13 protein-coding genes are annotated in these 12,257 nt (G+C 61.4%); 2 read left to right on the top strand and 11 right to left on the bottom strand.

The window, feature by feature from the left end; all coding sequences use genetic code 11:
- The coding region (locus AC1DZT_RS25145; RefSeq protein ID WP_478009393.1) for an aldehyde dehydrogenase family protein at window positions 1-256 on the top strand (256 nt) is incomplete at its 5' end.
- 513 nt (window positions 257-769) lie between these two features.
- Here the strand turns inward: AC1DZT_RS25145 and AC1DZT_RS25150 are convergent.
- The 9 genes from AC1DZT_RS25150 to AC1DZT_RS25190 form a co-directional block, all read right to left on the bottom strand.
- Entirely contained in the window at window positions 770-1,936 is a 1,167-nt protein-coding gene (locus AC1DZT_RS25150) for an MFS transporter (protein WP_478009394.1), read from the bottom strand.
- Window positions 1,937-2,089: 153 nt separating this feature from the next.
- Complete coding sequence (locus tag AC1DZT_RS25155; RefSeq protein WP_478009395.1) at window positions 2,090-3,010, bottom strand: NAD(P)-dependent oxidoreductase; 921 nt, start codon at window positions 3,008-3,010, stop codon at window positions 2,090-2,092.
- A gap of 46 nt (window positions 3,011-3,056) precedes the next feature.
- Window positions 3,057-3,815, bottom strand: coding sequence for a hydroxypyruvate isomerase family protein (locus tag AC1DZT_RS25160; protein WP_478009396.1), 759 nt, complete (start codon window positions 3,813-3,815; stop codon window positions 3,057-3,059).
- Window positions 3,812-4,462 (bottom strand): 3-oxo-tetronate 4-phosphate decarboxylase, encoded by a 651-nt coding sequence (gene otnC / locus AC1DZT_RS25165; protein WP_478009397.1) that lies wholly within the window; start codon window positions 4,460-4,462, stop codon window positions 3,812-3,814. The genes AC1DZT_RS25160 and otnC overlap by 4 nt, the downstream gene beginning before the upstream one ends.
- Window positions 4,459-5,721: a 3-oxo-tetronate kinase gene (gene otnK, locus AC1DZT_RS25170; protein WP_478009398.1), complete on the bottom strand. Its 1,263-nt coding sequence runs from the start codon at window positions 5,719-5,721 to the stop codon at window positions 4,459-4,461. The genes otnC and otnK overlap by 4 nt, the downstream gene beginning before the upstream one ends.
- Window positions 5,722-5,724: 3 nt before the next feature.
- Window positions 5,725-6,615: an L-threonate dehydrogenase gene (ltnD, locus tag AC1DZT_RS25175; protein ID WP_478009399.1), complete on the bottom strand. Its 891-nt coding sequence runs from the start codon at window positions 6,613-6,615 to the stop codon at window positions 5,725-5,727.
- Window positions 6,616-6,681: 66 nt separating this feature from the next.
- A complete protein-coding gene (locus AC1DZT_RS25180; RefSeq protein ID WP_478009400.1) occupies window positions 6,682-8,130 on the bottom strand; it encodes an aldehyde dehydrogenase family protein in 1,449 nt (482 codons plus the stop codon).
- Window positions 8,131-8,147: 17 nt separating this feature from the next.
- A complete protein-coding gene (locus AC1DZT_RS25185; RefSeq protein WP_478009401.1) occupies window positions 8,148-8,972 on the bottom strand; it encodes an SDR family NAD(P)-dependent oxidoreductase in 825 nt (274 codons plus the stop codon).
- Between the two features lie 71 nt (window positions 8,973-9,043).
- A complete protein-coding gene (locus AC1DZT_RS25190) occupies window positions 9,044-9,832 on the bottom strand; it encodes an HpcH/HpaI aldolase family protein (RefSeq protein WP_478009402.1) in 789 nt (262 codons plus the stop codon).
- Window positions 9,833-9,930: 98 nt separating this feature from the next.
- Between AC1DZT_RS25190 and AC1DZT_RS25195 the strand changes: the two genes are divergently transcribed.
- On the top strand, window positions 9,931-10,890 hold the full coding sequence (locus AC1DZT_RS25195) for a cupin domain-containing protein (protein ID WP_478009403.1): 960 nt from the start codon (window positions 9,931-9,933) through the stop codon (window positions 10,888-10,890).
- Between the two features lie 46 nt (window positions 10,891-10,936).
- Here AC1DZT_RS25195 and AC1DZT_RS25200 read toward each other — a convergent pair whose 3' ends face one another.
- Window positions 10,937-11,869 (bottom strand): LysR family transcriptional regulator, encoded by a 933-nt coding sequence (locus tag AC1DZT_RS25200; protein WP_478009404.1) that lies wholly within the window; start codon window positions 11,867-11,869, stop codon window positions 10,937-10,939.
- 132 nt (window positions 11,870-12,001) lie between these two features.
- Window positions 12,002-12,257 (bottom strand): aldehyde dehydrogenase family protein (locus tag AC1DZT_RS25205; protein WP_478009393.1); only part of this gene is annotated, 256 nt, incomplete at its 5' end.

A 12,257-nucleotide genomic window follows, 5' to 3' on the forward strand; every position in this document is an offset into this window, starting at 1 on the left:
GGAGGCGCTGGCGATCGGCAACAGCCTGGAGACGGGTCTGGCGGGCTTTGTCTTCACCAATGACATGGCCACCGCCGATCACCTGACGCATGAACTGCAAGCCGGCTCCATCGCGCTGAACTGCTTCACAAGCCCGGGCGCCGAAGCCCCCTTCGGCGGCTACCGCGACAGCGGCATCGGCCGCGAAGGCGGACCCGAGATGCACAGCAGCTACACCATCGCAAAAACCATCGCCGAAAGACGACAGAGGGTCTGAGAAAAAGGAGGCGCGGAAGAGCCTGCTCCGCGACCTTTCCGCCGCCATCCCCTTGGTGGAAGGAGTGCCCACCGTCGACTTGCAGGGCAACGCCGGTGCTGTATGCCCCCTCAAGCGTGTCAAGAACGGGCTAACATGTGGCAGAAGCCCTGCGCCGGATGCGATGTCGAAGATGCGCGCAGCTCACACCTTGCGCAGGAAGGGCAGACAGGCCCGCACCGCGCAAGAGCTGCCCAACAGTTTGATATCAGTCATACCTTTCCGAGTCTCGGGCCTCACTTCGGTCGTGATGCCCAGAGCCGACAGAATGACCGTCACGGAGGCGGATTGCAGAGCCTCGGTGTTGCGAGCGACAAGCACAAGACGCGCACACTCGGCACGAAGCAGCAACGCCGTGGCCAAGCTAGTGCCCAAGGCGTCCAGGGAGGGTGAGGTTTGACATGGGGAGCTGGGGCAAATGGTGCAGGCGAAGTTGTTCAGATGTAGGCGGTTTTCATGAAACCGGGGGGGTCGTCATTTCATCCCTCCGCGTGGTAGGGTAGTCACCAGCGCCGCCGCGAGGGCTGAGGCGACGATCGCGGCCAGAAAGACCGCCCAAAGTCCGATCCGGTCCGCGATCAACCCCAACAGCAGACCAGAGACCCCCATCGAAAGGTCAAAGAAGGCCGAATAATACCCCACTGCCCGCCCGACACGCTCGGGGGCGACGGCACGGACGGCCTCGCGCCCCAAAGCCGGGTAAATGAAGGCATAGCCCACACCGGCCATGAAACTCGCCACCAACGCGATACTCTCGGCACTGCCCTGGATCAGGCCAGCCAGACTGACGATCTGGACCATAAGGAAGAGGAGCGCGGTCTTGCGGCCGCCCATCCGGTCGGGCAGGCTTGAGAAAGTCAACCGCATCAGGACAAGGGCCACAGCGAAGGCGCTGAACGGCGCCCAGGTTGGCTGCCAGCCTCGGTCCAAAAACAGCAGGACAGAGAAAAAGGCCATGGAGCTGTAACTGAACCCGGCCAATCCTGCTGCCATCCCGGGTCGCGCTACCGCAGCCAGAACCGAAGGGGCCCTGCCGGTTGTCTTGGGCAAGGGTTTGGGGCCGCTTGCAGACAAGATCAGCGCCAACGTCAGTACCGGCACCACAAGTGTGATGGCCGCGATTCCGCCAAACCCCATGAGGCCGTAAAGCGCGCCCCCGAGTGGTGCGCCCACGGCCAGCGAGACATAAAGCGCCGTTCCCGTCCATCCGATCACGGCCGCCGCGCGGTCTTGCCCGGCAAGCGCCAGCCCCCAGGACTGGCCGGACGTGATGATGAAGCTCTCGGCTCCTCCCAGAAACAGCCGGGCGGTAAACAGACTAGCCAAAGCGATCGCCGGGGTTGCCGCCAAAAGTGTGGAGCCGAGGTAAAAACATCCGGCGACCAGGGTCATCGCCAGCCCCCACAGCATCGCGGCCTTGGGACCTTGGCCATCCGCCATCTGTCCGGCCCAAATACGGGAGAGCATCGCGCAGACGAACTGCGCCCCTGCCACCATTCCAACCACACCGGCACCGTAGCCGAGTTTCTGATGAATATAGAGCGGCAGGGTCGCGAGGGAGGCGCCGGTGACCAGAAACACCATGGCCACGGCCAGCAGTGCTGGGAGAGCGGCAAGAAGCAAGGAACGTTGGTTGGTCACAGGCACCTCATTTCACAAAATTCCTGGCTGAGAAGGGGCGGGATACAATGGCCTGGATATGTCGGGGTTGCGGCATTTGCCTTGACCTCAACAGACCGCGTATCCTCTGGCATGACCGACCCATTGCGATTGTTCGTGCGTGCGACTGTGAAATCACGCGCCCTTGCGCACCTCGTCTTCCATGTTCACGCCGTTAAGGGCACCGACATGGTCGCTGAGCATCGGGACGTAATCCTCGGCGTGACCGGTCGCTGCGACGTGAGTGTAATAATGCTTGGCCGCTCCGGCCATGATGTTCACCATATCCGCATCTGCGGCCATATCGTTGAGATAGCGAAGATCCTTGGCCGCGTTCGCGATCGAGAATTTGTGCGAGTCGCGGTTGCGGTCGACCACATAGCTCATGAAGGTCTCGAAGAACCCGTTGCCCATGCGGCTGGGCGAGATCACCTCGCGGATGGTCTGGGGCGAGATGCCAACCTTGGCCCCCAGCACAACAACCTCCGAGAACAGTGCGCCGTAAGACAGGCCGATGAAGTTCATCAACAGTTTCATTTTGTGGCCGCTACCCACCGGCCCGATCCGCGTGATCTTGCTGGCCCAACACCCGATGACCGGCGCGATTTGCGGCAGGATCGCCTCATCACAGCCGACCATGGCACTGAGTTGGCCGGCCTCTGCCTGCACCGGTGTGCCGCCCAAGGGCGCGTCGACAAAATACCCGCCCTTCGCCGCCAGTTCAGCCGCCAGCGCTGCGGTGGAGGCAGGATTGGCGGTCGATGTTTCGATGACGATCAGTCCCGGGCGCGCACCTGCCAGGATGCCATCCGGCGCGCGCATTGCAGCCTCGATCTGCGGCGAGTTGGACAGGCAGATGTGGATGATGTCGCAGGCCTCGGCCATCTCCTTCGGGCTGGCGGCCTCTTGTGCGCCCATCGCCAGCAGGTCTTCGACCGGAGCCCGATTGGATCGACCCCGCACCCAAAGATCATAGCCGCCCAAGCGAATGTTCTTGGCCATGCCATGGCCCATGAAGCCAAGGCCAATAAAGCCGATCACCGGTTTGTCGTTCATCATTGAGTTCCTTTTGTCGGTGCTGTTCAGGCCCAGCCCTTGGCCATTATCTATACTTCTGAAGCCAGCTCATATCGGGCTCGGTGCTGCCCGGCAGATACTCCGCACCGATCGCAGATCTCCAGCCAAGGGCTGCGACGCAGGACAGCACATAGGCGTAATCCAGCTCCCCGTGATCCGGGATGCCACGGTCCGGAACCGAGGCAATCTGGATATGGCCGATCAAGGGCAGCAGGGTCTCAAGCCTGCGGGTCACGTCACCTTCGATGATCTGGACATGGTAGCAGTCAAACATCAGGCGCAGGTTGGGTTGGCCGGTCTCGCGGATGATGTCGGCGGCAAGGCCGGTGCTGTTCAGGAAATAGCCGGGGGCGTTGTGGGGGTTCAAAGGCTCGATCAGAATGGTGATTCCGTCCGGCGCCGCCTGCGTGCAGGCATAGGTCAGGTTCGCCACAAAGGCCACTCGGGCCCGGGGGCCGCTGGAATTGCCCGCCATGACATGCACGGCGCCGGTTCCAGTGGCGCGCGCGTAGGCCAGTGCCTCGTCAATCGCGGCGCGGGCCTCAGCCTCGCGCCCGGGCACGGCGGAGAGGCCGTTTTCGCCGACGGCGGTATTGCCGCGCCTTGTGTTCAGACCCAGCATCGCAAGCCCGGTTTCGCGCAACACCGCCAGAGTGTCCATCGCGGGCGTATCATAGGGCCAATGACATTCCACGGCATCAAACCCAGCGGCCTTTGCGGCACGGATGGCCTCTGGCAAGGCGCGGTCGGCCCAGAGAAAGCCCAGGTTGGCGGAGAATTTCATGCGTCCCACTCGACATTGAAGGTTGTGACGACATCGCGGAGCTGCGCCTCGGTCATCAGGCGGGGCTGCAGGCCGCGGGTCAGCAAGGCAAGGCGGGCCGTGGCCTCAAGCTCCTCGATGGCATTGCAGGCGGCTTCGACATCCTTGGCCGCCACAACCGGCCCATGATTGGCCAACATGACTGCGGCGCGCTTGCCTGCAAGGCCACGGACGGCTTGGCCCATGGCAGGGTCGCCGGGGCAGAAGAAGGGCAAGAGCTTGACACGGCCAAGCTGCATGATGCCGTAAGGCGTGATCGGCGGCAGGAAGTTGTCCTCGTCAACCTCGGGCAGGGTGGAGAGCGCCACTGCATGGCAACAATGCAGATGCACCACGGCCCCTGCCTGACTGCGCGTGTCGTAAAAGGCCGCGTGCAGAGGCATTTCCTTGGTCGGTTTGTCGCCGCTGATCTGGCGGCCGCTGCTGTCAAAGAGGCTGAGACGGGCCGGGTCCAGACGGCCAAAGCTGGTGCCGGTGGGCGACACCAACACGCCACCGTCCGCCGTTCGGGCCGAGATATTGCCCGTCGATCCACTGGTCAGGCCCCGGTCGAACATGGATTTTGCCAAGAGGCAAATCTGCTCGCGGAGCGCGTTTTCGGCCATCATGTGCCCAGAACCTCCAACGCCTCATTGAAGAAGCCTTCCTGGCCAAAATTACCGGATTTAAGGGTGATGGCGACGGATTTTCCAGCGCTTGTGGCATAGCACCACGGCACGCCGGGCGCGATTTCAGCGCCAATGTGAAGTTGATCAATGGCAAGGGCCTTGGCGACGGCGCCAGACGTTTCCCCGCCCGCCACAACAAAACGACGCGTCCCCTGATCGCGCGCGGCGACGGCGCAGGCCGCCAGCGCATCTTCGACCAGTTTGCCCGCGCGGTCGGTGCCCAACAAAGCCTGCGCCCGAGCGACAGCCGCAGGCTCCGCAGTTGCGTAAAACATCACTGTGGTGTGACGGCTTTGCGCCGCCAGCCAAGTCAAGGCGGGCGCCGCCCCGTCCTCGGCCAATTGCATTGGATCAAGCCGGAAGGTGGGATGACCCTTGGCCAGAAAAGCCGCAACCTGCCGGTTGGTCATGGCGGAACAACTGCCCGACAGGACAATGGCCGGGCCTGCTTCGGCTCGGGGTATCGTCGTCTTGTCAGCCTTGGGCAGCAGATTTTGCGCTAGCCACAGCTTGGGCAGGTTCATCGCCACGGCGCTGCCGCCAGTCAGAAGCGGCATAGTCTGGCAGGCCTCGGCGATCAATTGCAGGTCGTCATTGCTGACGGCGTCCACAATGACATGGGCGACGCCCGCCGCAAGAAGATCATCCAATCGCTGCTGCAGCGCGCCTTTGGCAACGGTCAGGCGGTTCGCCAGCCCGACCGGCTTGGTGACCTGAGGCGCCAGCAAGCGCATCAGATTGGAATCGCGCATGGGCGTCAGCGGGTGGTCCTTCATCGGGCTTTCAGCCAGGGGCTGCTCGCCGACAAAGAGATTGCCCATGAAAATGCTGCGACCATTCTCCGGGAAAGCCGGGCAATAGATGGTCTGCTGCGTGCCAAGATCTGCCATCAGCGCCTCGGCCACCGGGCCGATATTGCCCTGGTCCGTGGAATCGAAGGTCGAGCAGTACTTCCAGAACAGCCGCTGCGCGCCCGCCTGGCGTAGCCAAGCCAAGGCCGCCCGCGTTTCGGCCACGGCTTCGGCCACCGGGGCGGTGCGGCATTTCAGAGCAATGATCTCCAGCGGTGCCGTGCTTTCGGGCGGCGCGCTCGGCACGCCGATGCGCAGTGACACCGGGACGCCAGAGCGCGCCAGCAACCCTGCCAGATCGGTGGCGCCGGTGAAATCGTCGGCGATTGCGCCAAAATAGGTCGGCATGGCTCAACCTTCGCCCGGCAGGTTCAGACTGGCGTTGCGCGCATAAACCTTGGCCACCGCCGCATCATCCTGGCGCCCCAGCCCCATGCCGGATGCCGCCACAAATTGCTGCAATGCCGCCGCCGTGATCGGCGCGGCAAACTTTGCGGCACGGGCAGCATCCAGAACGATGCCCAGATCCTTGGGCCAGATGTCGACGGCCGAATGCGGCGTGTAGTTGCCAGCCACAATATGCGGCGCGCGGTTTTCCAACATCCAGCTGGTGCCGGCGCAGTCCGGAATGACGCTGAGAAAAGTCTCTGGGGCGATGCCTTGCGTAATGCCAAAGGTGAGCGCCTCGGCCATTGCGGCAATGTGGACGCCCGCCAGCATCTGGTTCACAGCTTTCATCGCCGAGCCCATTCCGGCGCTATCGCCCAGTTTGAACACCTTTTCCGCCGTAGCCGCCAACAAGGGGCCCGCCGCTGCAAAGGCGTCCGGGGTTCCCGATGCCATGATGGCAAGCTTGCCCTGCGCAGCCTTGACCGAGCCGCCGGAAATCGGCGCATCCAGGAAGTGCAGGCCAAGCCCCTCACACCGGGCCGCGATGACGCGGGCGAAATCCGGCGCCACCGTAACACAGCACATGACCACTGCCCCCCGGGGAAGTTTGGGCGCGATGCCATCCGCGCCAAACAGTACCGCTTCGACCTGGGAGGCATTCAGGACAACCACGACAAGCCCATCAAGACCGGGCGCGGCCTGGCCAATGGCATCAGCCATCGCCCCATCGGCTTGCAGCCGCCGGATCGCTTCAGGATTGACATCCGCTCCACAGACCTCGTGGCCGGCCCGCAACAGCGAGGATGCGATGCCAAAGCCCATGGAGCCCAGTCCGACGACACCGATTTTCATTTCTTCCGTTCCTCTCGACCATAGCCGGTCTTTCTTTTGGGGGCAGACACGCCCGATCTCTGGCCGTCAGACATGTTCTGGAAAAAGGCGCGCCTCGTCCTCAAAACCGTAGACAGATTTCACTTCAAGGTATTCTTCCAGCCCATAGACGCCCATCGAGCGCCCGATGCCGGATTGCTTGTAGCCGCCCATTGGCGTCAGCGAGTTCGTGGCGGCTCCGTTGAAAGAAATCCGGCCAGCGCGCAGGGCACTTGCCACCGCATAGCCCTTCTTGCGGTCGGCGGTGAAGACATAGCCGCCCAAGCCAAAGATCGAGTCGTTGGCCATGGCGACGGCCTCATCTTCCGTGGAATAGGCCAGAACGGCCAGCACCGGTCCAAAGATCTCTTCTCGCGAGATCGCCATGTCGGGCAGCACGTCGGCAAAGACCGTCGGTTGCAGGAAATAGCCGCGGTTCATCCCGGCAGGGCGGCCAAGGCCGCCGCAGACCAGCCGCGCGCCCTCGTCAATTCCGCTTTTGATATAGCGCTGCACAGTGTCATATTGGGCCTGGCTGACGGCAGGGCCCATCGTGGTGGCCTTGTCGCGCGGGTCGCCAATGATGAACTTCGCACATTCGTCGGCCAGAAACGGCAGCACGGCCTCGACCTGACTTTCATGCACGATCATCCGGCTGGGTGCATGACAAGATTGCCCGGTGTTGAAAAAGGCCCTTTGGATATTCCAGCGCGCGGCCTTTTCAAGGTCAGCATCTGGCAGCACGATGTTGGCCGATTTACCGCCCAGTTCCAGACAGGTGCGTTTGACGGTCTGCGCTGCGGCTGCGCCGACCTGCACCCCGGCGGTGGTCGATCCTGTGAAGGAGATCATGTCAATGTCCGGGTGACGTGATAGGGCCTCCCCAACGACTCGACCCCGCCCGATGATCAGGTTGAACACGCCCGGCGGCACACCCGCCTTGTCCATGACCTCGGCCAGCAGGATGGCACTGAGGGGGGATGCGTCACTGGGTTTCAGGATCGCCGTGCAGCCAGCGGCCAAAGCGTAGATCAGCTTGATGACCGAGGTCTGGATCGGCCAGTTCCACGGCGAGATCAGGGCGCAGACGCCAATCGGTTCGCGCCGGATGATCGTGTCGCCGATCCGCTGTGCAAAAGCATAGGTGGTCAGCAGATCCCGCGCCACCTTCATGTGGCCTACCGGGCCGGAGACCTGGACCCCGGCGCTGACGGGAATCCCTACTTCGCGCGCAATCACGTCCCTGAACTCGTCGGCGCGGCGTTCATACTCGGCAATGATCCGGTCGATCAGGGCGATCCGCTCGGCCAGAGTGGTCTGAGAGTAGGCCTCAAAGGCTCGCCGTGCGGCCAGAACGGCCCTCTCCACATCCTGCGCATCCCCTTGCCCGACCGAGGCGAAAACTTCTTCGCTGGTAGGATCAACCACCTCACGCCGCGCGGTGGTCGATGGGCTGACCCATACGCCATCGATGTAAAGCTGCCCATGGTGGGTCATGGCATCGTCCTTTCGGGTCACGAGCTGTGGGTGTAACCGCCATCGCAGGCGATCGTCTGGCCGGTGATGAATGATGAGGCCGGGGCGGACAGGAACATCATCAGGCCCACCAGATCCGGCGGCTCCATCCCGCGCTTGATGCATTGCTGCCCGATCTGGATCTTGCGCAGGTCTTGCGTCGGGTTGACGGCCCGCTCGACCTCGGTCGCCACCGCGCCGGGGCGGATGCAGTTCACGTTGATGCCGTCCTCACCAAGCTCGCGCGCCATGGCATTGGTCATGCCGATCATCGCGGATTTAGAGGTGACATAGTGCATGTAGTTCATCACACCCTTCGGCACGGCATCCGAAGCGATGTTGATGATCCGGCCCCAACCCGCCTTGCGCATCACCGGGGCCACGGCCCGCGCACAGACCAGCGGCCCGTTGATGTTGACCTTCATCACAAGATCCCACTCAGCTTGCGGAATCAGTTCGAACTTGCGTTTTTCCAGCGAAGCGAAAATGGCCGCATTGTTGATCAGCACATCAATCCGCCCATGCTCGGCCACGACGGCATCGACCATCGTTTGGATGGAGGCCACATTGCCGACGTCGACATGCAATGCCATGGCTCGCCCGCCGCGTTCTTCGATCTCGGCTTTGACGCGTTGGGCATTGTCCAACTGCAAATCGGCAATCACCGGAATGGCGCCCGCTGCGCCGAACTGACGGGCAATTTCCCGCCCGATGCCCTGACCGGCGCCGGTGATCAGGACAACACGATCCATTACACTGAAGTCGCGCGCCCATTCCGGTACGCCGGAATCCTGCGGTGCCTTGACGAACTTGACGGGGTCCACTTGTTTTCTCCCAGGAAAAATCTGTGCAATATCGCTATGCCCCGGTGGGCAGTGCAGAAGGTGGTCTGATTCTATCGGTAGACCTGTGCCGTTGCCGATGCCGCGCTCATCAAAAAGCCAGCATCGCTTCCAGCCGAAATGTAGCGCCCGCCCAAAGCAATCATCTCTTTTGCAATGTCGGGGCGCGAGTTGAGCCCGCCAACACCGAGATACTTGCCATGTCGCGCACAAGCCGTGGCAACATGAGCATAGGCCTCGCGCACCGAAGGGTGATCCAGCTGTCCGGGGATGCCCAGCGAGTTGCAGAGGTCATTCGTGCCAACCAGCAGCATGTCCAGACCATCGACAGAGGCGATATCATCGGCATTTCCGACGGCGGCAACGGATTCGATCATGCCCACGACCATCGTGGCCTCATTCATCTGACGCATCGTCTCGGCCGCAGGCCCGACGCGGAACAAGGTGTGCGGGTTCAGGCCCAGCAAGGAACGGTTCCCCAGTGGTGGGAACTTCGCTGCATCCACAACGGCCTCGGCCTGCGCCTTCGTGTCCAGATGCGGAATGATAATGCCTTGTGCGCCAGCCTCCAGCGTCCGGCTGATCATGGACGGGTCATGCCCCGGCACTCGCACCATCGGCGTCACACCCATCGAGGTCGCCATCATGCAGATCTGGCTGACGGATTCCAACGAGAAGCTGCAGTGCTCCAAGTCGATGTAAATGCAATCAAAGCCAGCGCTTTTCGCCACGGCAACAATCTGGACATTGTTGACCATGCGTAAGATCATGCCGATCCCCACTTCACCCGCCTTCATCTTGGCCTTCATGGCATTCGGTTGCGTGATCTCGGGCATGTTCATTGGGTTTCCGTTTTGAGAGGTCACCGCGACACGAACTTCAGTTCGGTGGCGTTGACCCGACTTTTGAATTCGTTGCCCGCCTTAATCAAGCGAGCCTGTTGGAACCGACCCGTCAAGCAATAACAAAATACTATACCTCAAGAAATTCCGGGGTACTCAAATCAATCCCAAAAGCCTTAATTGTCCTCAGAAAATACCACTTATTGGAGGACTGGAACATGCGTATCTCAGAAGCAGCATCATCGGAAACCGGGCAGGTTGGCTCCATGCGGGAGGGCAAGCTGGTCCAGAAGTTTCTTCTGACAGGCGAGGATGGCTCGCCCAACAACTACCTGCTGAACGTCGGTCTGACCGGTTCGGGCGGATGGGGCACGCCGCGCCATCGCCACAACTTTGATCAGATCCGCTATGTGCTGAAGGGCAAATACCCGGTGTCACCCCATAAGGTGATGGGCGAAGGCTCTGTCGCCTATTTCCCCGAAAGCGTGCATTATGGCCCGCAAGACCGACCCGAAGGTCTTGAAATGATGGTGATCCAGTTCGGTGGTGCCAGTGGCGCAGGCTTCCTCAGCACGCCGCAACGTGAGGCCGCAAATGACCGGTTGAATGCAAAGGGCACCTTCAAGGACGGTATCTTCACCTGGATTGACGACAAGGGTCAAAAGCACAACATGGACGGCTCCGCAGCCTGTTTCGAAGAAGCGATGGGTACCAAGCTGACCTTCGCCCCTGCTCGTTATGACGATGTTGTGGTGATGGAGCCCTCGGCCGCTTCGTGGATTCCGACGGCCACGCCGGGCGTGTCGACCAAGCTTCTGGGTACCTTCACCGAGCGGAACACCCGGATCACCCTTATGAAGCTGGAAGCCGGTGCGACGTTCAACACAGGAACCCGGAGCCAGATCGAAGTGCTGTTCATGGGCACAGGCAGCATCACCGTCGATGGCAAAACTTATGGCGACAAGACCGCCATCGAGCTCCTGCCGACCGATCAGCCAGTTGATATCAAGGCCGAGGCTGAATCGGTCTTCTTCACCGTCACCTTGCCGCAGTTCTGATGAAAATCCCGGCGCAGAAATGATCTGCGCCGGGGTCATTTCGATTTTAGGGCGGAGGTGCCGGGCGCTCGCGAGAAATCTCAAGCCCACAATTCTTGATCGTGTCTACAAGGTCGCGCCGCGGCAGATCCATCTCATAGCCTTCGCGGAAAAATACCGCGATATTTCGATGAAGGACCGGGTCCTGGAAGGGCAGTGCCACCAGCCGCGCCTCTGACAATTCGTCGCTGGCGGCATGGGCAGGCAACAACGCCAGACTGTCGGTCTCCGACACCAGTGATTTTAACAGGGAAACCGAACCGCAGACAGTGATCTGCTCTGGCAGGCTCAGATTCATCGTGGTCAGAACATGTTGCAAGACGGTATTTGACCGTCGCGAGGTCGGTGATATCCAAGGATAACGCACAAGGTCGGGCCAGGTCAGATCAGCCTTGCTGTGCAAAGGATGGCCCGGCCGGGCGATGACGCAGAGAAGATCGCGGAACAGAACCTTCTGTCGCAGACCGTCCAGTATGTCGAAAACCTCGGTAAAGCCGATGACAAAGTCAACGTCACGCCGCAATAGCCCTGTCAGCAGGTCGAATTGCGCATTGACCACGACCTGCAGGTCCCCGGTTGGATGCATTAGGCGCCAGTGCCTCAGGGCCAAGGGAATGATGCTTTGTGCCATGCTGGGCAAACTGCCGATCCGAATCGATTCGACCTGCCCGTTGAGGGCATTCAACAAGTCCCGCTTGGCCAGCTCGACCTCTTCGCGGATCAGCCGGGCGTGACAATAGAGAATTTCGCCATAGCTGTTAGGCACGATCCCCGTTGGTCCCCGCTCAAGAAGTTGCATCCCCATCGCGGCTTCCAATCGATCCATCGAGGTCGACAGCGCAGGTTGCGAGACATTCAAAGCCTTGGCCGCACGATTCAGGCTGCCATGCTCGATGACAGACGCGAAATAGAGCAGTTTTTTGGGGTCAATGTCGAGCATGTCGGGTTCAGTTCTGTATCTGTCTGAGTCGATGCGCAGGGCCGGTAGCCCTTGCGATACAATGCACAGACAAACAAGCTGGCGACAAGGCGGCATTGCCGCCGCGCATTACCCTTCCGCGCCTCCTTTTCTTCAGACTCTCTGTCGTCTTTCGGCGATGGTTTTTGCGATGGTGTAGCTGCTGTGCATCTCGGGTCCGCCTTCGCGGCCGATGCCGCTGTCGCGGTAGCCGCCGAAGGGGGCTTCGGCGCCCGGGCTTGTGAAGCAGTTCAGCGCGATGGAGCCGGCTTGCAGTTCATGCGTCAGGTGATCGGCGGTGGCCATGTCATTGGTGAAGACAAAGCCCGCCAGACCCGTCTCCAGGCTGTTGCCGATCGCCAGCGCCTCC

The sequence above is a fragment of the Rhodobacter sp. P1_C2 genome (assembly GCF_056406375.1).